The sequence below is a fragment of the Lysobacter sp. ESA13C genome, assembly GCF_019970005.1.
Taxonomy (GTDB): domain Bacteria; phylum Pseudomonadota; class Gammaproteobacteria; order Xanthomonadales; family Xanthomonadaceae; genus Lysobacter; species Lysobacter antibioticus_B.
Window position 1 is genome coordinate 84,254 of sequence record NZ_JAHXYK010000001.1, and the last position, 22,773, is coordinate 107,026.

Annotated in this window: 20 protein-coding genes; 12 read left to right on the top strand and 8 right to left on the bottom strand. The window is 68.9% G+C overall.

From position 1 onward, the window contains the following. Positions 1–93 precede the first annotated feature (93 nt). A complete protein-coding gene (locus LC490_RS00350) occupies positions 94–1,188 on the top strand; it encodes a catalase family peroxidase (RefSeq protein ID WP_223618845.1) in 1,095 nt (364 codons plus the stop codon). After that, a complete protein-coding gene (locus LC490_RS00355) occupies positions 1,185–1,763 on the top strand; it encodes a cytochrome b (protein ID WP_223618846.1) in 579 nt (192 codons plus the stop codon). The genes LC490_RS00350 and LC490_RS00355 overlap by 4 nt, the downstream gene beginning before the upstream one ends. 6 nt (positions 1,764–1,769) lie before the next feature. Here the strand turns inward: LC490_RS00355 and LC490_RS00360 are convergent, their stop codons facing one another. From LC490_RS00360 to LC490_RS00370, 3 genes are all read right to left on the bottom strand, one after another. Beyond that, positions 1,770–2,069 carry a putative quinol monooxygenase gene (locus LC490_RS00360; protein WP_223618847.1) on the bottom strand — a complete coding sequence of 100 codons (300 nt, stop codon included), beginning with the start codon at positions 2,067–2,069 and terminating at the stop codon, positions 1,770–1,772. A gap of 44 nt (positions 2,070–2,113) precedes the next feature. Further along, complete coding sequence (locus LC490_RS00365; RefSeq protein WP_223618848.1) at positions 2,114–4,012, bottom strand: hypothetical protein; 1,899 nt, start codon at positions 4,010–4,012, stop codon at positions 2,114–2,116. A gap of 307 nt (positions 4,013–4,319) precedes the next feature. Further along, positions 4,320–5,996 carry an NAD(P)/FAD-dependent oxidoreductase gene (locus LC490_RS00370; RefSeq protein ID WP_223618849.1) on the bottom strand — a complete coding sequence of 559 codons (1,677 nt, stop codon included), beginning with the start codon at positions 5,994–5,996 and terminating at the stop codon, positions 4,320–4,322. A gap of 241 nt (positions 5,997–6,237) precedes the next feature. Here LC490_RS00370 and LC490_RS00375 point away from each other — a divergent pair, with 241 nt between their 5' ends. After that, on the top strand, positions 6,238–7,827 hold the full coding sequence (locus LC490_RS00375; protein WP_223618850.1) for a glucan biosynthesis protein D: 1,590 nt from the start codon (positions 6,238–6,240) through the stop codon (positions 7,825–7,827). 331 nt (positions 7,828–8,158) lie between these two features. Here the strand turns inward: LC490_RS00375 and mnmG are convergent, their stop codons facing one another. The 3 genes from mnmG to LC490_RS24355 all read right to left on the bottom strand — a co-directional run bounded on the left by mnmG (position 8,159) and on the right by LC490_RS24355 (position 11,388). After that, complete coding sequence (gene mnmG, locus LC490_RS00380; protein WP_223618851.1) at positions 8,159–10,048, bottom strand: tRNA uridine-5-carboxymethylaminomethyl(34) synthesis enzyme MnmG; 1,890 nt, start codon at positions 10,046–10,048, stop codon at positions 8,159–8,161. Between the two features lie 602 nt (positions 10,049–10,650). After that, positions 10,651–11,181, bottom strand: a complete 531-nt coding sequence (locus tag LC490_RS00385; protein WP_051885331.1) for a hypothetical protein — start codon at positions 11,179–11,181, stop codon at positions 10,651–10,653. Positions 11,182–11,265: 84 nt separating this feature from the next. Further along, a complete protein-coding gene (locus LC490_RS24355; RefSeq protein ID WP_255610572.1) occupies positions 11,266–11,388 on the bottom strand; it encodes a hypothetical protein in 123 nt (40 codons plus the stop codon). A 526-nt stretch (positions 11,389–11,914) separates the two neighbouring features. On the opposite strand from LC490_RS24355, the gene LC490_RS00390 reads away from it, so the two are divergent. The 9 genes from LC490_RS00390 to LC490_RS00430 all read left to right on the top strand — a co-directional run bounded on the left by LC490_RS00390 (position 11,915) and on the right by LC490_RS00430 (position 20,796). Then, complete coding sequence (locus LC490_RS00390) at positions 11,915–12,589, top strand: ABC transporter ATP-binding protein (protein ID WP_031373636.1); 675 nt, start codon at positions 11,915–11,917, stop codon at positions 12,587–12,589. 1 nt (position 12,590) lies between these two features. Beyond that, the gene (locus LC490_RS00395; protein WP_223618852.1) at positions 12,591–13,580 is read left to right on the top strand and encodes an HlyD family efflux transporter periplasmic adaptor subunit; all 990 of its coding nucleotides are present in this window, start codon (positions 12,591–12,593) and stop codon (positions 13,578–13,580) included. Between the two features lie 8 nt (positions 13,581–13,588). Continuing rightward, positions 13,589–14,560 carry an HlyD family efflux transporter periplasmic adaptor subunit gene (locus LC490_RS00400; RefSeq protein ID WP_223618853.1) on the top strand — a complete coding sequence of 324 codons (972 nt, stop codon included), beginning with the start codon at positions 13,589–13,591 and terminating at the stop codon, positions 14,558–14,560. Then, on the top strand, positions 14,557–15,897 hold the full coding sequence (locus LC490_RS00405) for a hypothetical protein (RefSeq protein WP_223618854.1): 1,341 nt from the start codon (positions 14,557–14,559) through the stop codon (positions 15,895–15,897). The genes LC490_RS00400 and LC490_RS00405 overlap by 4 nt, the downstream gene beginning before the upstream one ends. After that, complete coding sequence (locus LC490_RS00410) at positions 15,894–17,144, top strand: ABC transporter permease (protein ID WP_223618855.1); 1,251 nt, start codon at positions 15,894–15,896, stop codon at positions 17,142–17,144. Before LC490_RS00405 ends, LC490_RS00410 begins: the two co-directional genes overlap by 4 nt. Before the next feature lie 107 nt (positions 17,145–17,251). Then, positions 17,252–18,241, top strand: a complete 990-nt coding sequence (locus LC490_RS00415) for a pyridoxal-phosphate dependent enzyme (RefSeq protein ID WP_031373632.1) — start codon at positions 17,252–17,254, stop codon at positions 18,239–18,241. A gap of 234 nt (positions 18,242–18,475) precedes the next feature. Further along, entirely contained in the window at positions 18,476–19,276 is an 801-nt protein-coding gene (locus tag LC490_RS00420) for a 4-vinyl reductase (RefSeq protein ID WP_223618856.1), read from the top strand. A 115-nt stretch (positions 19,277–19,391) separates the two neighbouring features. Then, positions 19,392–20,144 (top strand): MHYT domain-containing protein, encoded by a 753-nt coding sequence (locus LC490_RS00425; protein WP_036149516.1) that lies wholly within the window; start codon positions 19,392–19,394, stop codon positions 20,142–20,144. Between the two features lie 223 nt (positions 20,145–20,367). Then, positions 20,368–20,796: a ketosteroid isomerase-related protein gene (locus LC490_RS00430; protein WP_031373629.1), complete on the top strand. Its 429-nt coding sequence runs from the start codon at positions 20,368–20,370 to the stop codon at positions 20,794–20,796. Between the two features lie 74 nt (positions 20,797–20,870). Here the strand turns inward: LC490_RS00430 and LC490_RS00435 are convergent, their stop codons facing one another. After that, positions 20,871–21,863, bottom strand: coding sequence for a multidrug resistance efflux transporter family protein (locus LC490_RS00435; protein ID WP_223618857.1), 993 nt, complete (start codon positions 21,861–21,863; stop codon positions 20,871–20,873). Then, on the bottom strand, positions 21,860–22,771 hold the full coding sequence (gene bioC / locus LC490_RS00440; protein WP_031373627.1) for a malonyl-ACP O-methyltransferase BioC: 912 nt from the start codon (positions 22,769–22,771) through the stop codon (positions 21,860–21,862). The genes LC490_RS00435 and bioC overlap by 4 nt, the downstream gene beginning before the upstream one ends. Between the last annotated feature and the right edge of the window lie 2 nt (positions 22,772–22,773).

Consider the following 22,773-nt stretch of genomic DNA (forward strand, 5'->3'; position numbering starts at 1 on the left):
GGCCGCAGTTTATTCCGCGGCCCGGGAATAAACCCCGCCGGCGCGCGTCGTACCCAGAGAACCCCGCCCCGCCTCCCTAATCCGAGTGCCCGAATGTCCTCGCCCACGCCACCGACCGACCCGACCGACCGACCCCGTCGACCGCCCTTCCCGCTCGCACGCTGGGCCCTGATCGCCGCCGCCGTGACCGGCGTCGCCGCCGCGTTCGGCTATGTCGGCGGTTGGCTCGACCCGCACCGGCTCACCCCGCAACGCATCGTCGACCGCCTGCAGGTCAACGGCGGCCTGCATCCGGGCTATCGCCGCAACCACGCCAAGGGCGTCTGCGTGATCGGCCATTTCGACAGCAACGGCAGCGCCGCCCGGTATTCGAAGGCGGCCCTGTTCGCGCCCGGCCGCACACCCCTGGTCGGCCGCTTCGCGATTCCCGGCGGCAACCCGCATGCGCCGGATTTCGGTGTGCCCATCCGCAGCCTCGCCCTGCGCCTGACCCAGGCCGACGGCCAGCAGTGGCGCACCGGCATGAACAGCATGCCGGTGTTTCCAGTCGCCACGCCGCAGGCGTTCTACGAGCAACTGGCGGCGGGCCGGCCCGATCCCGCCACCGGCAAGCCCGACCCGGCCAAGCAGGCCGCGTTCTTCGCCGCGCATCCGGAAACCGCGGCCTTCCGCGCCTGGGCCAAGAACCACAAGCCGTCGGCGAGCTACGCCACCGAAAGCTACTACGGCCTCAACGCGTTCTACTTCATCGATGCCGCCGGCACGCGCCAGGCGGTGCGCTGGCGCGTCGCCGCCGACAACCGCCCTGCGGGCAACGCGCCCGTACCGCCACCGCAGGATTACCTCGACGGCGAGTTGAACCGACGCTTGGCGCAAGGCCCGCTGCGTTGGCGCCTGTTGGTGACCCTGGGCCAGGCCGGCGACCCGACCGCCGATGCGACCCGGATCTGGCCGCAGGATCGTGTCGAGATCGACGCCGGCACGGTGGTGATCGAACGCAGCGAATCGCAAGACCACGGCGCGTGCCGCGACATCAACTTCGATCCGCTGATCCTGCCGGCGGGCATCGCCGCGTCCGACGACCCGCTGCTGCCGGCGCGCTCGTCGGCCTATGCCGAATCCTATCGTCGCCGCACCGCCGAGCAGGCCGGCGGCGCCACCGCTCACGCACAGGAGCAAGCGCCATGAATCGCGATACCGAATTGTTCTGGTGGCCCGCCCGCGTGCTGCATTGGCTGATGGCGGCGATGGTCCTGACCATGTTGTTCGTCGGCGTGGGCATGGTCGCCAGCGTCTCGGCGCGGCACAGTTGGTTGCTGGCGCTGCACAAGCCGCTCGGCGCGGCGATCCTGGTGCTGGCGACGCTGCGTTTGATCCTGCGCCTGTGGCGCGCGCCGCCGCCGTTGCCGGCCGATCTTCCGGCGTTGCAACGCATCGCCGCGCAGACTTCGCATTGGCTGCTGTACGCGCTGATGCTGGCCTTGCCGCTGGTCGGCTGGGCGATGCTCTCGGCCGGCGGTTATCCGGTCATGCTGAGCGACAGCCTGCGCCTGCCGGCGATCGCGCCGTTCGACGCCGACTGGTTCGCCCGCCTGCGCTGGCTGCATCGGGTGCTGGCGTATTCGCTGTTCGGCTTGATCCTGATGCACGGCGCGGCGGCGCTGTACCACGGCCTGATCCGCCGCGACGGCGTGCTGCGCAGCATGCTGTGGCGACGGCGCGCGGCGGCGGAAACGCCGCCACCGTCGCAGGACGCGGCTTGAGCGGCTTCAGCCGCTCCGCAGGCCGTGGCCGCCGACCGGTTCGGTCTCGTGGTATTCGTCGAAACTGGCGATGATCGGTTTCGCCTTCGCGATAGCGGCTTGCACCGACGGCAAGGCCAACGAAGCGCGATGGCTGTCCTGGCTGTCCCAGGCTTCGCTGATCCAGATCGCGTCGGCGTCCTTGGGGTCGCGCGCGACGACGTAGCTGAGGCAGCCGGGCATGGCGTCGATGCCGTCGAGCAGGATAGCGATCAGGGCATCGCGCTGGCCGGCGGCGGCTTTCATCTTGCCGATCAATCCGTACATGGTTTGGGTCTCCTCCTGAACGTCGACGATGCCGAAGTATCGCCCTACTTCGGCGCGTAGATCTTCGACAGACGATCCGTCGTGCCGTCGATGCGTTCCAGCTTCGGGTACTTCAAGCCTTCGCGGTAGTCGATGCGCACGGTCTTGATGGCATCGCCGTTCTTGATCAGCAACTCGATCGGGTGCTGACCGTCCTTGGCCGCGGTGACCGCATCCTTGAGCCGCTCGCCGCTGCTCGCATAACCGTTGACCGCGAGCACGCTGTTGCCCGGGGCGATGCCGGCGTCGAAGGCGGGGCCGTCCCAACGTACGCTGACCACCGAGGAATCGCCGCTCGACACGCTCATGCCGAGCGAATAAGTGAGATCGACGGCCTTGCGTTCGCCCTCGGCGAGTTTCTGGAACTCGCCGGGCGTGTCGGTGAACACCAGCTTCCAACCGCTCGCGGCCAGACCGTCGACCGGCGGCGCGTTACCGTCGACACGCTCGCGCAGGAACGCAGCCCAGTCGAAGGCGGCAACGCCGTTGAGCGCGGCGACCACGTCCTCGAACTCGTAGGGCCTGACCCGATAGTCGCCGTTCTCGCCGGCGAAGAAGGCGCGGGCGAAGTCGTCGAGCGAACGCTTGTCGCCGCTGAGCGCGCGCAGCTTGGCGTCGACCGCCAGCCACACCAGTTGCCCGCCTTGGTAGTAATCCTCGCTGAGCTGATAGCTGGTATACGACTTGGGCCGGCGCTGGGCGATCACCGGGTCGTAGGTCGTGTCCTGCAACGCGCGCCAGGCCAGGCCCGGACGGTCGTGGCTGTAGCGCGCGGCGACCTGCGCCAGCGCTTCGCGCGCGAGTTCCGGCTTCCACAGCCCCGAGCGCGCGGTCAGCACGTAACCCCAGTACTGGGTCTGGCCTTCGTAAACCCAAAGCAGGCTGTCGCTGAGCGGCACGTTGAAGTTGGGCGCGGCGATACCGCCCGGGCGACGGTACTTGCCGTTCCAGGAGTGGGCGAATTCGTGCGCGAGCAGATCGCGGCTGATGGCGCTGCCGCCGTCCCAGCCGGTGAAGTAGTCGACATCGAGGCCGTTCTCGCTGGAGCGGTGATGCTCCAGGCCGATGCCGCTCATCTGGCCCGACAGCGAGAACAGGAAATCGTAGCGGTCGAACGGACGCGAGCCGAACAATTTGAACGCCTGGCTGACCAGCTCGCGATGCAGCTTGATCTGCTCGGGCTTGGCTTCCAGGTACTTGGCCGCATCGGCGACCACGTTCAGGCGCACCGGCGTGTTCGCATCGGGAGCGAGATCGATCTGCTTGAAATGGCGCCCGGCGAAAACCGGCGAATCGAGCAACGTATCGAACGGCACCGCGCGGTAACGCAGACTGTCGCCCTGGCGCGATTCGAGCTCGAGCGCGGTGCCCGCCTGCCAACCGGCCGGCAGTTTCAGGCTCGGCACGATCTGGATGCCGCGCGCGTAATACCCGGCCGGATACAGCGCGACCTGGTTCCATTGCACGTTGAGCATGTCGGCGGTCATCACCACCCGGCCCTGGTTGCCGCCGGTGGGGGTGAGCATGTCGAAGCTCGCCTCCAGCTCGCTCACGCCCTCGGGCACGACCAGCTTGAAGGCATAGACGTCGAGCGGATCGCGCTGCCAGGCGATGGTCTGGCCGTTGCCGCGCAGGCGCAGACCGGCGAGCTTGTCGATCGGTCCGGTCGGCGAGTGGTTGCCCTGGATCCACTGCGGAAACAGCAAGGTCAGCGCGCCCGGCTGCACCGGAATGCGTTGCCGCACGTGCAGCACGCGCCGCGCCAGGTCGGTCGCATCGACGTCGAGTTGCAAGGTGCCCGGATAAGGCAGGTCGCGCGGTGCGGCGGTCTGGGCGCCCGCGTTGGAGAACGGCAGGGCCGTGGCGATCAGCAGGGGCAGGACGGCGTGGATCGGACGAACCATGGAAGACTCCGGCGACGCGAACACGGACAGGATTCCGCATCCTACCCATCGCGTCCGCCCTGCCCCCTGCCATTCGGCATGGCCGGGGCCCGCCGGGCGCGGTCGACCGATTGCGCACATGGCTTGCGCAATCGGGGGATAGGGCACGGCGGCGGGGCGAAACACCGAAGTCTGTGGATCCTGCGTTCGCAGGCTCCGCCTTACTTCGGCGGAACCGAATACCCAGGGCTACATCCAGGCCGAACCATCCGGTCTGCGGGTGCGAATCGCACGAGGACCGGACCGCAGCCGCTTTGCGCGCGCGGCCTCAGGCGCGGCCGAGGCCGGCCATGATGCTCATCGCCACCGCTTCGGCGGTCTTGATGCCGTCCACCGCCGCCGACAGGATGCCGCCGGCATAGCCCGCGCCTTCGCCGGCCGGGAACAGGCCGCGGGTGTTGAGGCTGTGGCCGTCCGGGCCGCGCGTGATGCGCACCGGCGACGACGTGCGCGTCTCCACGCCGGTCAACATCGCATCGGGCATGGCGAAACCCTTGAGCTGCTTGTCGAAGGCCGGCAAGGCTTCGCGGATCGCCGCGATCGCGTAGTCGGGCAACGACGCGCTCAGGTCGCTCAGGCGCACGCCCGGCGTGTACGAGGGCTGCACCGCGCCGAGCGCGGTCGAGGGTCGCCCGGCGAGGAAATCGCCGACCGTCTGGCCCGGCGCTTCGTATTCGCCGCCGCCCAGGGCGAAGGCCTGCGCCTCCCAGTGCCGCTGCAGGGCGATGCCGGCGAGCGGGCTGTCGCTGGCGTCGTAGGCCTTGTAGTCCTCGGGGGTGATGCCGACCACGATCGCGGCATTGGCGTTACGTTCGTTGCGCGAGTACTGGCTCATGCCGTTGGTGACCACGCGCCCGGGTTCGCTCGCCGCCGCGACCACGGTGCCGCCGGGGCACATGCAGAAGCTGTAGACCGAACGGCCGTTGCGGCAGTGATGCACCAGCTTGTAGTCGGCCGCGCCGAGAATCTCGTGGCCGGCCTGCGGCCCGAAACGGGCGCGGTCGATCAGCGATTGCGGGTGCTCGATGCGGAAACCGATCGAGAACGGCTTGGCCTCCATGAACACGCCGCGCTCGTGCAGCATCGCGAAGGTGTCGCGCGCGCTGTGGCCGACCGCGAACACGACATGGTCGGCGCGCAACTCGCCGCCGTCGGCGAGGGTCACGCCGCGCAACTGCCCGTCTTCGATCGACACGTCTTCGACGCGCTGCGAGAAGCGGATCTCGCCGCCGAGCGACTCGATGGTCTCGCGCATGTTCTCGACCATCGAGACCAGGCGGAAAGTGCCGATATGCGGCTTGCTGACGTAGAGGATTTCCTCCGGCGCGCCGGCCTTGACGAACTCGGTCAACACCTTGCGGCCGTGATGCAGCTTGTCGCTGATCTGGCTGTAGAGCTTGCCGTCGGAGAAGGTGCCGGCGCCGCCCTCGCCGAACTGCACGTTCGACTCGGGATTGAGCACGCGCTTGCGCCACAGGCCGAAGGTGTCGACGGTGCGCTCGCGCACCGCCTTGCCGCGTTCCAGGATGATCGGGCGGAAGCCCATCTGCGCCAGGATCAGGCCGGCGAACAGGCCGCAGGGGCCCATGCCGATCACGATCGGCCGCAGCGGCAGCGCGTCCGGCGCGCGGGCGACGAACTTGTAGTCGGTGTCGGGGGTCGGCAGCACCTTGCCGGCGTCGCCCGCGCCCTTCTTCGCATCCTGCGCCAGCGCTGCGGTTTCGGCGGCCTGCAGGCGCTGCAGGATCTCGGCCTCGCGCGGCGTGTCGACGTCGATCGAATAGATCAGCACGATGCCGCCGCGCTTGCGCGCGTCGTAGCTACGCTTGGCGATGGTGTAGGCGGTCAGTTCGTCCGCGGCGATGCCGAGGCGGGCAAGGATGGCGTCGGTGAGCGCGCTGGCCGGGTGGTCCAGCGGCAATCGGAGGTCGGTGAGTCGAAGCATGGCGATATTCTAAGAGGCTTCGGCGGCGGGCGGTTTTCGGCGCGCATGGCCGGGCGACGGAAGCCCTGGCGACGCCGGCGGTGCTGCCCTCTCCGCCCCCTCGCCCCTGGGCGGGAAAGGCAACCGAAAGGCGGCTGGCCTGCCTCCATGGCGATGGGGCCCCTCAACGCCGGCATAACCAACGCCACGCCGCTATTGGCTAGCATGTTCAGTCCTGTTGCCACGACGTCGCCTTCCCCCAATGATCCGACGCCAGTTCCTCAAATCCGCGGCCGGCACCCTGGCCACCCTCGGTTTGCCCTTGCCGGCGCTCGCCTGGGCCGCGCCCGGCGCGACCAAGCTCGGCCCGGCCCAGCCCTTCGATTTCGCCGCGCTCAAGGGCCAGGCCCGCGCGCTCGCCGAACGCGCCTACGCACCGCGCAGCACCACCTTGCCGCCGGCGGTGGAAGCGATGAACTGGGACCAGTACCAGTCGATCCGCTTCCTCCGCGACCACGCCCTGTGGGCGCAGGAAGACACCCGTTTCCTGGGGCAGTTCTTCCATCTCGGGCTGTTTTTCAAATCGGCCGTGCGCATGTACGAAGTCGACGGCGGCCAGGCCCGCGAGATCGTCTACGACCCGGCGATGTTCGACCGCGCCCGCAGCGGCCTGGACGGCAAGCCGCTGCCGGCCGACCTGGGTTTCGCCGGCTTCCGCCTCAACACCCGCAAAGACCCCGAGCGCGACTTCGCCGCCTTCCTCGGCGCGAGCTATTTCCGCGCGGTCGGCGGCGAAGGCCAGTACGGCCAGTCGGCGCGCGGCCTGGCCATCGACACCGGCACCGGCCGCGCCGAGGAGTTCCCGGATTTCACCGCCTACTGGCTGGAACGCCCGAACCCGCAGTCGGACACTTTGGTGGTGTATGCGCTGCTCGATTCGCCGAGCATCGCCGGCGCCTACCGCTTCGCGATCACTCCCGGCGATGTGCTGTTGATGGACATCGATTGCGCGCTGTACCCGCGCAAGACCATCGAACGCATGGGCCTCGGCCCGTGCACGAGCATGTACCAGGTCGGCGAGAACGACCGCCGCATGGACTGGGACTGGCGTCCGGAGATCCACGACACCGACGGCCTGGCGATGTGGACCGGCAGCGGCGAATGGATCTGGCGCCCGCTGTGCAACCCGGCGCAACTGCGTTTCAACATGTTCGCCGACGAAAATCCGCGCGGCTTCGGCCTGCTGCAGCGCGACCGCAACTTCGATCACTACCAGGACGACGGCGTGTTCTACGAGAAGCGTCCCTGCCTGTGGGTCGAACCCAAGCAAGGCTGGGGCGCGGGCTCGGTGCAGTTGGTGGAAATCCCGACCGTCGACGAGTCCTTCGACAACATCGTCGCGTTCTGGAACCCGCGCGCCAAGCCGCAGCGCGGGCAGGAACTGCTGTTCGGCTATCGCCTGTACTGGGGCGCGATGCCGCCGGCGACGCCGAAGCTCGCTCACTGCGTGGCCACCCGCACCGGCCTGGGCGGCCGCATCGGCTTCAAGCGCGATTATTTCTCCTCGCGCTTCGCCGTCGACTTCGCCGGTGGCCCACTGGCCGAACTGGCCAAGCGCAATGCGACCGTCGAACCGGTGTTGCAGATCGGCCGCGGCAAACTCGAAACCGTATCGTGCCGGCCGCTGCACGAGATCGGCGGCTACCGGGTGATGTTCGACGCCGTGCCGCAGGGCGATTCGACCGAACAGATCGATATGCGCCTGTTCTTGAAAGACGCCAGCGGCGCACTCAGCGAAACCTGGTTGTACCAGTGGTCGCCGCCGGCGAAGAGCGAACGCAAGCTGTACTGAGCGGCAGCACGGAAGGCAGAAGCAACGGCAAATCCCCCCTACCCCCCTTTTTCAAAGGGGGGAACGGCAACAGCGAACTTCCGATATCAGGCTCCACCGCGAATCCGGAACCCCGAGTCCCGAGTCCCGAGTCCCGAGTCCCCGACCAAGCGAATCACATCGCCCCCTTCGCAGAAGAAGGCTGGCGCCTACGTCGTTCGGCGGACAACGGCGCTAGCTGCGCCGGGGGATTTACTCGAGCTCGCGAGAACCTCGCGAGCAGCGGACGCATGCGACCCTCTCGCCACTCAAGCTTTTGCCCTGGCGAATCGCAAATCCCCAATCCCTGCTTTCAAGCCACCCGGGCACGCCGCGCGCGCGTCAGGTGCACCAACAGCAGCGAGATCGCCGCGGGGGTCATGCCTGGGATGCGCTGCGCCTGGCCCACAGTCTGCGGGCGCACGCGCTCGAGTTTCTGCTGCGCTTCCGCCGACAGGCCACGCACCGTGGCGTAGTCGAATTCGCCCGGGATCGGCGTGCTCTCGTTGCGCTGCTGGCGCTCGATCTCGTCGCGCTGACGGTCCAGATAACCGGCGTACTTGACCCCGATCTCGACCTGCTCGGCGACCTCGGCCTCGGCCACCGCCGGGCCCAGCGAGGGCACGCTCATGAGTTGGGCGTAGTTGATTTCCGGACGCTTGAGCAGATCGCGCGCGCTGCTTTCGCGGCTGACCTCGATGCCGAGCGTCTGCGCGATCTCGCGGCCGAGCGCGTTGTTCGGCGCCGCCCATACCGAGGCCAGGCGCGCGCTCTCGCGCTCGATCGCCTCGCGCTTGCGCGCGAACGCGGCCCAACGCGATTCGTCGACCAGGCCGAACCCTCGACCGGTCTCGGTCAGGCGCAGGTCGGCGTTGTCCTCGCGCAACTGCAGCCGGTACTCGGCGCGCGAGGTGAACATGCGATAGGGCTCGCTGGTGCCGTGGGTGATCAGGTCGTCGACCAGCACACCGATGTAGGCCTCGTCGCGGCGCGGGCTCCAGCCCTCGTGGCCAGCGACGAAACGCGCGGCGTTGACGCCGGCCAGCAGGCCCTGCGCAGCAGCCTCCTCATAACCGGTGGTGCCGTTGATCTGGCCGGCGAAGAACAGGCCGGCGACCGCCTTGGTCTCCAGGGTCGACTTGAGCCCGCGCGGGTCGAAGAAGTCGTACTCGATCGCATAGCCGGCGCGGGTGATGTGGGCGCGCTCGAAGCCGCGGATGCTGCGCACCAGGTCGAGCTGGACGTCGAACGGCAGCGAGGTCGAGATGCCGTTCGGGTAGATCTCGGCCACGTCCAGGCCTTCGGGCTCGACGAAGATCTGATGGCTGGCCTTCTCGGCGAAGCGCACCACCTTGTCCTCGATCGAGGGGCAATAGCGCGGGCCGATGCCTTCGATCTGGCCGGTGTACAGCGGCGAGCGGTCGAGGGCGCTGCGGATGATCTCGTGGGTGCGCTCGGAGGTGTGGGTGATCCAGCACGACACCTGACGCGGATGGTCGGCCTGCGTGCCCAGGAAGGACATCACCGGACGCGGATCGTCGCCCGGCTGTTCTTCCATGACCGAGTAGTCGAGGCTGCGGCCGTCGATGCGCGGCGGCGTGCCGGTCTTGAGCCGGTCGACCACGAACGGGCCTTCGCGCAGGCGCGCGGCCAGGGCGATCGCCGGCGGGTCGCCGGCGCGGCCGGCGGCGTAAGTCGTCTGCCCGACATGGACCTTGCCGGCGAGGAAGGTGCCGGCGGTCAGCACCACCGCCGGCGCGACGAAGCGCAGGCCGGTCTGGGTGAGCACGCCGGTGACGCGGCCGGCATCGAACTGGATGTCGTCGACCGCGGCCTGGAACAGGGTCAGGTTCGGCTGGGCCTCGACCGCGCGGCGGATGAAGCTGCGATACAGCGAACGGTCGGCCTGGCAGCGCGTGGCCCGCACGGCCGGGCCCTTGCTGGCATTGAGCCGGCGCCACTGGATGCCGGCGGCGTCGGCCGCGCGCGCCATGATCCCGCCGAGGGCATCGATCTCCTTGACCAGATGGCCCTTGCCGATACCGCCGATCGCCGGGTTGCAGCTCATCGCCCCGACCGTTTCGACCGAATGGGTCAACAGCAGGGTGCGCGCGCCGGCGCGCGCCGACGCCAGCGCGGCCTCGGTGCCGGCGTGGCCGCCGCCGACCACGATCACGTCGTATTGGAAGAAGGATTCGTTCATCGGTTCAAGGCACCACGGTCGCACCGTCGTCGGAAGCGACGCTCAGGACGCAGATTTTAGGCCAGACGGCAGGCCGAGCGCCTTCACCCGGGCTTGGCACACTTCATGCTTGGGTACTTAGTGCACCTTGCGGGGCAGGCGCTCGACGCCGGCTGGAATTGGAACAGGGGCTGGCCAAGCGCTCGCGGGGGAAGCTGGGGGGCCGAATGTCGGGGGACATTCGGCCCCTTTTTATTGTCCGTCGTTTGGGCCCTGCATCGGCACCGGCAGGGCCGACCGCCTTCGGACGCGTCGCCGCGGCATTCGCCGGCATGGCGACCAACTCATTGATTGAAAACGAAAAGGCGCGCGTGGATACGCGCGCCTTTCGTGTTTCCCCGGGATCCGGGGGAATGGGCGCCGACGCCTGACAAGGACGGAACAGGGGGGATCCGTGATTCCTCGCCAGGCGCCGACATAGAAGCCTTGCTTACCGAAAACGTCCAAATACGACGTAAGCGGTCAGTAGCGGTAGATTGCTGTCACTTCCGCCTGAACGCAAGTGCTCGCCATTCCAAATCCAGCGTCTTGCCGGGCCGACCTTCACATCGGCTAGATTCCGTTCAGCGTTCGACGTCCTTCCAGGCCCGGCCGCCGTCGCGGCGGGTCGAGGGGGCGGACTGCATGCGCGGCTGCATCGGCTGCTGCTGCATGGCCCGGGGCTGCGGCATGCTGCGCGGCTGCGAGACCGCACCGGGGTTGTTCGGCGCCCAGGCGCCGCCGCCGACCGGATGCGCATCGCGCCACGGAATGCCGCGCGAGGGCTGGTTGGTCTGGGGCGGGCGGTGGCCCGGCGGACGGTGCGGGCGGTGGTTCGGGTAGTAATAGCGCGGGTAGGGCTGCGGGTAGTAGCCCGGGTAGCCATAGCCGTAACCGCCGCCGTAGTAGCCGGGGTAACCGTAGTTGCGATAGCGATAGGCATCGCCGTACGGGTAATAGCCATACCCGTAGTTTTGGCCGTAGTAACCGTAGTCGACGCTGGGGCGGCCGTAGTAATACGAGCCGGCGCCCCCGCCGCCACGATAGGCGTAGTCGGACACGCAACCGGCCAGCAGGCCGGCGGCGATGAGCGGAACGATGAGCTTGCGGATCATGTCAGACCCCCTGGTTTTAGGGTCTCAGCTTCGGCCCGATGCGTTGAACTCGGGCTTAATTCGGCCCGCCCGCTGCTGTACGGTTCAGCCCTTGCTGTCGACCGAGGAATCGCTTTGCGGCGCCGAGACCATGGTCGGATCGAGGCGCGGGGGCAGGCAACCCACCAACAGGACGACGAGCAGACATACCGTTAGTTTGCGGAGCATGTGGATTCCCTGTGGTGGGCGTCGAAGAAGATCGCGCCGTGAGCGGAACCGATCGCGAACGCAGCGACCGGGTGGATATCGGCTTCGACCTTATCCTGGTGGCCCCCATCAGGGAACTCCAGGTCCGAATCGGGTGATGCCGACGCGCGACGACGAGGCCTGGATGACGATCGTGTCGTTAGCGCGCAACGCCCACGCCCTGCGTCCGGCGGTGGCGATGCGCCTAAGCTAGTCTTCGCGCGGGCGGCGTTTACTGCACGGGTTCACAGAAAAACATGCTGCACTGCATCCGGGTGCAATGCTGCACAAGACACATTGTCGCGGCGCCCCCGGGTTAAGGTAGATTGATCGCGATGGTTACGGCCGGGATCGGTCTTCGCCGCGCACGCTGCATGCCTCATCCGATCGGCCCGAAGGCCGCGTCGGGGAACGTTGCCGGCGAGTGCCGGGTCGTTCTCCGTAGCGCGGGCACACGCTCGCGCGGTCGCCGCTGCATCGCCTTCCCCTTCTGGCCTGGCCTGTCCCGATGATCGAACTGGATGCGGTCCATCGTCGCTACGAGATGAATGGACAGGCGGTCAATGCCTTGGCCGGCGTGGATCTGAAAATCGCGGCGGGCGAATTCGTCGCCATCACCGGTGCCTCGGGCTCGGGCAAATCCAGTCTGCTCAACATCCTCGGCTGCCTCGACCGACCCACGCGCGGGCGCTATCTGATCGAAGGCCGCGACGTCGCCGCGCTCGACGACGAGGCCGCCAGCGACATCCGCAACCGCCGCATCGGCTTCGTGTTCCAGAGCTTCCACCTGCTGCCGCGCCTGAGCGTGATGGAGAACGTGTTGCTGCCGCTGCGCTTCAATCGCGAGCCGCCGCCCGGCAGCGTCGAGCGCGCGCGCGAGTTGCTCGCGCGCGTCGGCCTGGGCGAACGCAGCGAGCATCGGCCGAGCGAACTGTCCGGCGGCCAGCAGCAGCGCGCGGCGATCGCGCGTGCGCTGTTGCTGCGCCCGGCCCTGCTGCTCGCCGACGAACCCACCGGCAACCTGGATTCGAAAAGCGCCGCCGACGTGCTCGACCTGATCGAGGAAGTGCACGGCGGCGGCCAGACCGTGGTGCTGGTGACCCACGACCGCGACCTCGCCGCGCGCGCGCCGCGCGAGGTACGCCTGCACGACGGCAAGGTCGACCATGACTCGGCCGCCTGAGATGCGCCCTGCCCTGCACCGCCCACGCTGGCCGCTGATCCTGGCCGGGTTGGCCGTATCGCTGATGGCGCTGCCGGCGACCGCGATAGTGCTGACCGGCGAAGTGCGCTCGGTCGGCGCGCAGCCTATCTACACCCCGCAATCCAATACCGCGCCGGTGGCGATCCGCTACTTCGTCGCCGAGGGCCAGGCGGTCAAGGCCGGCGATGTGGTGCTGCGCATCGATCCGGGCCAGGCCGGCACCCAGATTCCCGACCTCGACGCCAAGATCGAACAAGCCCGCGCCAAGGCCGCCAAGGAACTGGCGGAACTCGAGGTCAAGGCGGTCGACGCCGAAGTCGCGCTCGCCGATGCCGAGGCCGCGTTGGCCACGGCCAAGATCGAGGCGGCGATTCCGCGCGGGCTGATCTCGCAGCTCGACTACGACCGCCATCAGGGCGAACTCGACAAGACCACGCGCGAGCTCACTCTCAAGCGCGAGCAGTTCGCCGCCGCGCGCGCCGCCGTCGCCCGCCGCCACCAGGACGCCAAGCTGGAAGTCGACAAGCTGATCGTGCAGCGCGAGTACTACGCGGCGCTGCTGCGTCAGTCGGAAGTGCGCGCCAAACGCGACGGCATCGTCCTGCACGGTTTCAACAACAACTGGATCGGCGGCCGCATCGACGAAGGCAGCTCGGCCATGCCCGGCAGCAAGGCCGGCGAAGTGGTCGGTCGCGGCGGCGGCATGGAGATCCGCGCCTGGGCGCTGGAACCGGACCGGCGCGGCCTGAGCGTCGGCCAGGCCGTGCAGCTCGCGTTCGACGCACTGCCGCGGCAACGCGTGCAAGGCCGCATCAAGGCCATCGCCGGCGCTCCCGACCGCAAACCCGAATGGGGCGAAGGGCGCTATTTCAGCCTCGACATCGAACTGCCGCGCGGACATGCGCTCAAGCTGCTGCCTGGCATGAGCGTGCGCGTGTCCACGGCCGCCGCGAGCGGAACGGCGCGATGAAGCGGAGCATGCTCATCGTGCTGTTGTCCGCCGCGGCACTGCCGGCGAGCGCGGCGACCCTGCGTGTCGACGGCGAGGTCTATGCCCGCCGCAGCTCGGCGCTGATGCCGCCGAACGTCGAGCGCATGTGGCAGTTCAACATCACCCAACTCGCCAGCGACGGCGCGCCGGTCAAGCAAGGCCAGTCGGTGATCTCCTTCGACAGCAACGACGTGGTCAAGCAACTGGGCGAGAAGCGCAGCCAGCTCAAGGAGAAACAAAGCGAGCTCGACAAGCTCGACCTGGAGCTGGCCGAACGCGAGCGCAGCGAACGCCTGGCCACCGCCGAGGCGCGCGCCGCGCTCGACAAGGCGCAGCGCAAGACCCAGCAGCCGGCCGAGCTGATCGCCGGCATCGAGTACCGCAAGCTGCTGGTCGCCCGCACCCAGATGGAACGCAAGATGGCCCTGGCCCAGCGCCGCGAGAACTTGTCGGCCGAACAACGCCGCCAAGAGCGGCGCCTGCTCGCCGCCGAACGCGCGCAGTTGCAGGCCGACGTCGAACGCCTGCAACGCTCGCTGACGGCACTGGAAGTGACCGCGCCGCGCGACGGCCTGATGATGCACAAGAGCAACTGGGAAGGCGAAAAGTACGACGTCGGCTCGCAGGTCTGGGTCGGCCAGACCGTCGCCGAGATTCCCGACATGAGCACCCTGGCGGTGCGCGCCGAGTTGCCCGAGCGCGACCTGCGCCGGGTCGCGGTCGGCGTGCCGGTACGGATCGTCGTCGAAGGCGGCGCCGGCAGCGTGCTGCGCGGGCGCATCGCCTCGATCGGCAATGCGATCCGCAGCAAATCGCAGGTGCAGCCGGTGCCGGTGCTGGACCTGGACGTGCGCCTCGACGACCCACGCGCGCCCTTGCGTCCGGGCCAGGCGGTGCGGGTGGAGATTCCTTCGGCCAATCCGGCCGCGCCCGCGGCGCCGCGGAGCCCGGCCCGATGACGCGTCGCCCCCCACCTCGCGCGGCGTCGCGCTGCGCCGCGCTCCTCGTCGCCCTGGCCTTGCTCTCGGCCTGCGCGTCCGACACCGCGCCGGCCACCGTCGAGACGGTCGCCGCCGCACCGCTGCGCCTGAGCGTGCGCGGCGAAGGCGAACTCAAGTCGGCCAAGGCCACGCCGCTCAACGTGCCCGGCCGCAATTGGGCCTCGCGCCAACTCGAATGGATGCTGCCGGAAGGCAGCGCGGTCAGGAAAGGCGACCTGATCGCGCGCTTCTCGGCCGCGCAAGGCCAACAGGAACTCAGCCAGACCCTGATCGATCTGCAGCGCAACCTGCTGGCGCGCGCCGCCAAGCAGGGCGAACTGGCGACCGCGCAGAGCAAGGTCGCGGTCGACCTGGCGCAGGTCGCGGTGGAGCTCGGCATCGCCGAGCGCTACGCCAGCGCCGACCTCAGCACCATGGCGCGCAACGAAGTGCTCGATGCGGTGCAGGACGCGAGCTACCTCACCGCCAAGCGCGACACCCTGGAATGGCAGCGCGGCCAGGCCGGCGTGCGCGGCGGCGCCGAACTGGCGGTGCTGGATGCGCAGCGCGCGACCTTCGACCTCACCGCCAAGGCGCGCCAGTCGGATCTGGACGCGCTGGAGCTGCGCGCGCCCAATGACGGCGTGCTGATGCTGTCGAGCAACTGGTCCGGCGACAAACCCAATGTCGGCGCGACCCTGCGCGCCGGCTTCGACTACGGCAGCCTGCCCGACGCCTCGGCGATGGAACTCGAATTGAGCCTGCCGCAGATCGAGGCGCAGGGCCTGCAGGTCGGCAACGCAGTCGAGATGTTCCCGGTCGGACGCCCCGAACAGCGCATCGTCAGCCGGCTGTCGTGGGTCGCCAGCGCCGCCAAGGTGCGCAGCCAGGAAAGTCCGGTGAAATACCTGACCATGAAGGCGCCGATCCCGGCCGAAGCGATCGCGCGTTACCGGCTGGTGCCGGGCCAACGGCTCGAGGCCCGGGTGATCCTGTTCGATTCGCCCAAGGCGCTCAGCGTCGCCAACGTCGCCATCGACAGCGATGCCGGCAAGGACTACGTGCGCGTCCGCGAAGGCGGCGATTTCCTGCGCCGCCCGATCCGGCTGGGCGTACGCGGGCCGGCTCGCTCGCAAGTGCTGTCGGGCCTGCGCGACGGCGACGAGGTGCTGCTGGCCGAGGCCGGTGCCATCGAGGCCGCGGTGAAGGCCGTCGAGTCGTCGGCCGAGACCGACGATCCGGGCCAGGCCGCGTCGGCCGATGGCGGCAAGACCACGGCGGCACCGGCATCCAGCGCTCAGGCGGTGCGTCCTTGAACCGTTTCGCCGGCCTGCTGCCGTCGATCTGGCGCGAGGCGATCGAAGAACTGTGGCGTCGCCGCCTGCGCACCTTGCTGACCTTGCTCGGCCTGATCTTCGGGGTCGGCGCGATCGTCGCGATGCAGGCGGTCGGCGAAGGCAGCCGGCGCGAAGCGCTGCGCCTGGTCGAAAGCCTGGGCCTCAACAATCTGATCGCCGAAGCCAAGCCGCAGGACGAAAACAGCCTGCGCGAAACCCGCGCGCGCAGCCTCGGCCTGAGCCTGGCCGATGCCGACGCCGCGCTCGCGGTGGTGCCCGGCGCGGAACGCTACGCCGCCGAGAAACCGATCCGCACCCATTCGGTGTTCAGCGACAGCGGCCACAGCGATGCCCAGGCCAGCGGCGTGAGCCCGGACTTTTTCGCCCTGTCCTCGCTACGCATCGCCAAGGGCCGCACGCTGAGCGAAGACGACGACCGCGCCCTCGCCGCGGTCGCCGTGCTCGGCCACCAGGCCGCGGCCGATCTGTTCCCCGGCGTCGACCCGGTCGGCCAATACCTGAAGGTCAACCATGTCTGGCTGGAAGTGATCGGCGTGCTCGCCGACCGCGACCTCAGCAAGGATCAGTTCGAAGGCGTGCAGCTCGGCCTGGAAAGCAATCGCGTCTATCTGCCCTTGGCCAGCGCACGCGCACGCTTCCGTTTCCAGCCGCAGGAGGACGAGATCGATCGTTTCCTGCTGCGCCTGCGCGACCCCGCCCAGCTCGCCGCCGGCGCACGGGTGCTGTCGACCGTGCTCGGCCAACGCCACGCCGGCATGGCCGACTTCCGCCTGGTGGTGCCGCAACAGCTGTTCCAGCAGCACCAGAAGACCCAGCGCATCTTCCGTGTGGTGATGGGCGCGATCGCCGGCGTCAGCCTGCTGGTCGGCGGCATCGGCATCATGAACATCATGCTCGCCAACGTGCTCGAACGGCGCCGCGAGATCGGCCTGCTGCGCGCGCTCGGCGCGCGCCGGCGCGACGTGATCGCGCAGTTCCTGCGCGAGGCCCTGGTGATCTGCGTCGCCGGCGCGGTGCTGGGCCTGTTGTTCGGCGTCGCCCTGGCCTATCTGATCGCCGCCTTCGCCGGTTGGCAGGTCGCCTGGGCGCCGATCCCGGTGCTGGGGTCGGCACTGTTCTGCGCCGCGGTGGGCCTGGCCTTCGGCGTGTATCCGGCGCGGCAGGCGGCGCGCCTGGATCCGATCGCGGCGCTGCGCCACGACTGAACGCAGCATTGCGGTACGACTGAACTCATCCTGTCGCCGGCCCCGCATGGCGCGAATCCGCCATCCGGCGCATGTCAGGCCGGCCGGGCCTGGGCTACGCTTGGGGCATGAACAATCTCTCCGCACCGCCCAGCCTGGCCCCCCTGTTCACCGACATCCTGGCCGCCGCCGCGCGCATCGCGCCGCACGCGCACACCACGCCGGTGCTGCGTTCGCGCGCGATCGACGCCCTGGCCGGCTGCGAGCTGCACTTCAAATGCGAAAACCTGCAGCGCGCCGGCGCATTCAAGTTCCGCGGCGCCTGCAACGCGGTGTTCTCGTTGGACGAGGACGAGGTCGCGCGCGGCATCGTCACCCAGAGTTCGGGCAACCACGGCGGAGCGATCGCGCTGGCCGCGAGCCTGCGCGGCGGACGCGCGACCGTGGTCGCCCCGCACAACACCCCCAAGATCAAACTGGCCGCGATCCGCGCCTACGGCGCCGAAATCGTCGCTTGCGAGCCCGACCAGGCCTCGCGCGACGCCATGACCGCCCAGGTCCTGGCCCGGACCGGCGGCGTGCTGGTGCATCCGTTCAACGACCCGCGGGTGATCGCCGGCCAGGGCACCGCCACTCTCGAACTGCTCGGCAGCGCGCCGGACCTGGACGCGGTGATCGCGCCGGTCAGCGGCGGCGGCCTGCTCTCGGGCACGGCGATCGCCGCGCACGGGCTGAACCCGGCGATCGAAGTGTTCGGCGCCGAACCCGAAGGCGCCCGCGACGCCCACGATTCGCTGCGCGCCGGCCAGCGCATCACCGGCCGCAAGGCCGACACCATCTGCGACGGCCTGCGCGCCGAACTCGGCACGCTCACCTTTCCTATCCTGAGCGAACACCTGCGCGACATCCTGCTGGTCGACGACGCCCAGGTCGTCGCCGCGATGCGGCTGATATGGGAACGCATGAAGCTGGTGGTCGAACCCTCCGGCGCGGTGCCGCTGGCGGTGGTGCTGGCGCATCGCGAACGTTTCGCCGGCCGCCGCGTCGGATTGGTCGTCTCCGGCGGCAACGTCGATCTGGATCTGGTCGCCGATCTGTTCGCCTCTAAGCCAGTTTGACCGGTTCTGCAATCGCATTGCGTTTGATATGCGGCACGTTTCTCAACGCTCGCCATTGCCCGCATAAACCCCAGGAAAACTCGCTTTTTCTGTGATCCTGGTTTGTGTTTTTTATGAACACAGCTGCCACGCTGCGCCATCGCGCGCCCGTCCCTGTCATGCCGCGCGATCATTAACAGTGGGGCTCGTCGACGAGCCGGGGACCACGGACCAGCGCAGGCCAGGGAGTACTACATGGTGGATGTCGAGTTTCGCGTGGTGTCCGACCGTCGCGACGGGCTGCTGCTCGCCCTCGGGCAGGTGGTGATCGCCAACGGCTTCACTTTGTTGCGCCAGCGCATGCTCAACAGCGAAGAAGGCGTGGTGCTGAGCATGGTGGTGCGCGGCCCGGCCGAATCGTTGCTGATGCTCGAAGAGCGCCTGGGCACCCATCACCTGGTGCAGAGCTTCGAGGCCTCGCCGTACGAAGGCGCCAGCGCCGCACCGGCGCCCACGCCGGTGCCACGCAACAACGGCTCGGCGACCGCACCCACCTCGGTGCCGCCCTCGGCCGCGCCTGCGCCCACCGCCTCGCCGTCGAGCGCGCCGCCGATCGATACCCAGCGCGTCGAGACCCTGCTGCCGCAGCTGGCCCGCAACTACCCCAACATCCTGTTGCAGTTGGTCGCGCTCGAACGCGAACTGCCGCCGGCCCAGCGCGAGGCGACCTTGCGCTACATCGGCCAGCGCGTCGGCGCCTGGGTCTACAAGCGCGACTTCGCCCTCGGCGGACAACTGCCGCTGGCCGACTCGGTCCGCCGCATCGCCTTGCCGGCGATGCGCCAACTGGTCCAGGCCGAACTGCACGACGACATTCTGAAGATCCGCAACAGCCCCTTCTGCCATCGCGGCGACAGCGGCGAATGCTGCCATTTCCTGCGCGGCATGCTCGGCGGACTGCTCGAAGGCCAACACGGCGCCGATGGCGTCCGGGTGATCGAAAGCCAATGCCGCAATACCGGCGCCGAGGCCTGCCGTTTCGAATTCGAAGCCTGAGCGTCTCCATTCGCCCGGCAGACAGGGAGCCGGCCGGGCTTGCGATGCCGCACCGGGGCGGGGATGGCGCCGGTTCGGCCCTTAGCTAATCCAACCCATCCACAGGGGGTTCGTCATGCCGATCGATCACGCCATTCAGTGCATCCATGACCCGGTGCTCGCCATCTTGTCCTATGTGGTGTCGGTACTGGGGTCGTTCACCGCCCTGCAGTTGGCCATCGCCATCCCGACCGCGGTCGGGGCGGGACAGCGTTGGCGCGCCATCACCGCCGCCGGTATCGCCATGGGCGGCGGCGCGATCTGGGCGATGCATTTCATCGCCATGCTCGCTTGCCGCATGAACGTGGAAGTGACCTACGACTTGCCGATCACCATCGGTTCGGCGGTGGTCGCGGTGGTCTCGTGCATGGCCGGCCTGGGCATCGCCGGCACCGGCATCTTCAATTGGGGCAAGCTGATCATCGCCGGCGTGCTGATGGGGCTCGGCGTCACCGGCATGCACTATGCCGGCATGGCCGCGATGCTGATGCCGGCCGACACGGTCTACAACAGCAACCTGGTCATCGCGTCCGCAGCGATCGCGATCGTCGCCTCGATCGTGGCCCTGTGGCTGGCCTTCAACCTGCGCGGCTGGGGCCAGATGCTCGGCAGCGCCCTGGTCATGGGCGTGGCGGTCTGCGGCATGCACTACACCGGCATGCTCGCGGCCAGCTTCGTGCCGCACGAAGCCGGTGCCGCGGCGGTGGAGCGCGGCGTCAGCGGCGGCTACCTCGGCATCGGCATCTTCGTGGTCACCACGGCGCTGCTCGCCGCGGTGCTGACCTTGAGCCTGGTGCGCCAACGCCAGCGCGCGACGGTGCGGATCTGACGGCAGCCTCTCGATGAAGTCGCGCTGATCCGGGCCACACACCGGCCTCGGGCGCAGCGCGATTTCCGCCTACCGAAAGGCCCGCCCATGCGGGCCTTTCGTTTTAGTGTGCTTTGTTAAGACGAAGCTGCCGAGCGCGAGCCCCGCAGGGCCGGCCGCAGCTGCGACACGAGGCACGAATGAGCGATCATGGCCCGGCCCCGCATTGCCCGCAGGAATTCCGATGAAGATCGACGGCACCCGCATTCACGATCGCGCCACCGAATTGGTCCTGTCCTATTACGCCGCGTTCAATCGCGCCGACTGGAACGCCATGCTGGGCCTGCTCGGCGCCGACGTCGTCCACGATCTCAACCAGGGTGCGCGCGAGGTCGGGCGCGACGCGTTCGCCGCCTTCCTGCAGCGCATGGCGCGGCACTACCGCGAGCAGTTGCGCGACATCGTGGTGATGGCCTCGCCCGACGGCGCGCGCGCCGGCGCCGAGTACGTGGTCCACGGCGAGTACCTGCTCACCGACCCGGGTCTGCCGGAAGCGCGTGGCCAGCGCTACGCCCTGCCCGGCGGCGCCTTCTTCGAAATCCGCGACAACAAGATCCAGCGCGTCACCAACTACTACAACCTCGAACAGTGGATGGCCATGGTCGGCACTTGAGCCGACCTGCTGACCGCATCGGCACTTGAGCCGACCTGCTTGCCGCATCGGCATTCCAGCCGAGCCGGCGAAGATCAACCGCCGCGATCGCTGCGCAGTTGCTTGACCTTACGTTCGTTGCCGGCGGCCGCGCGCGCCGCGACGATGCTGAACAAGACGATGCCGATGCCGACCACGCAGGCGCCGGCCAGAGCGCGGCCCTGCGGCCAGGCTTCGCCGAGCCACAAGGCGCCGATCACGGTCGCGAACAAGATCTCCGCGGCCTGCATCGCCTCGGCCGCGGCGAGCGCGGTCGGGTCGTTGCGGACCATGCCGGTGGCCTGGAAGAACAACACCGTGGCGATCACGCCCGCGCTCAACGCCACGCCGGCGGCCAGCCACACCTGCCCGAGTGGCGGCGCGCCGGCTTCGACCCCGGCATAGACCGCGATCGCCCACCACAAGGGTTGGCTCGCCAGGGTCATGCCGAACACGCGCTGGGTCGCGTTGAGTTCGATGCCGGCCTTTTCCAGGTGCAGCAGCAAGCCGCGGTTGCCGAGCGGATAGGCGAAGGCCGACACCGCCACGCAGATCAGCGCGATCCAACCGGCGCGATCGAGACGACCGCCGCCATGGCCGAACTGCAACAGCAGCACGCCGGCCACGATGATCGTGCCGACCGCCAGCGCCGGCCGCGGAATGCGTGCGCGCGCATCGCGGTACAGGAACGGCGCGCATAACATGCCGGCGATCACGGTGAGCTGGAAGGTGCCGGCGATCAGCCACGACGGGCCGCTGGCCGCAGCAAAGCTCAGGCACACGTAGAACAGCACGAAACCGATTCCGCTCCACCACAGCCAGGGCCCGGGATGGCGGCGGATCGCCCGCCACACCGGCGCCACGCCGCCGAGCATCGGCATCGCGATCAACAGCATCGGCAGGGTGAACAGATAACGCAGCGCCGCGGTCCACGCCCAATGGCCGCCGTCGTTGGCGGCGGCGCGGTTGAGCACATAGGTGCAGGTGAAGAACAGCGCCGACACCAGCGCGATCAGCACCGCCCACAGGGCGTGGCGGCGCGCGCTCACGGGCGCTGCCGTACGCGGATGCTCGACACCGGCACCTGCACCTCGTCGAAGCCGCCGATGCGGATCGGCGCGCCCGGCGGCGGCCCCCAGGCGTGGGCGTAGATCACTTCCCAAGTCGCCGGCAGTCGGCCGTCGCCGCCGCGCAGGGCTTCGTAGGCCTGCGCCGCGCGGGCGAAGCGCGCACGGCCGGTCAAGCTGCGGCGACGGTCGTTCATCGCATTGGTCGCGCCGAGCGTGCGCAACTCGCGCATCAGATGGCCGAGGTCGGGGTGGCCGAGGACGAATTCGTCGCGATCCAGCACCGGGTTCTGGAAACCCGAAGCGATCAGCGCATCGCCGAACTGGGCGATCGACGGGAACAGACTGACGTGCGGCGCGGCGTCGGCTTCGGCGAAGGCGCCGCGCAGTTCGTACAAGGTGTCGGGGCCGAAGGTCGACACCAGCAACAGGCCGCCGGGCTTGAGCACGCGGCGGAACCCGGCGAACACCGCCGGCAGGTCTTCGCACCATTGCAGGCACAGGTTGGAGAACAGCACGTCGACGCTGCCGTCGCGCAAGGGCAAGGCGCGCGCATCGGCGCAGACCGCATCGGGACGGCGCGCGCCTCCGAGCAGGCGCGGCCGCCAGCCGCCTTCGCCGAAATGGGTACGCGCCTCGCGCAACATCGGCAGAGCCAGGTCGAGCGCGATCACCTGCGCGCGCGGCCAGCGCTTCTGCATCGCAGCGCTCAAGTGTCCCGGACCGCAGCCGATGTCGACCACGACCTCGGGGGTGCGCTCGTCGAGGTAGTCCAGGGTTTCCGACAGGCGCGCGCCGACTTCGCGCTGCAGGGCGGCGGCGCCGTCATAACCGTGCGCGGCGCGCGAGAACGAGCGGCGAACCTGGCGGTGGTCGAAAAGATCGTTCATGG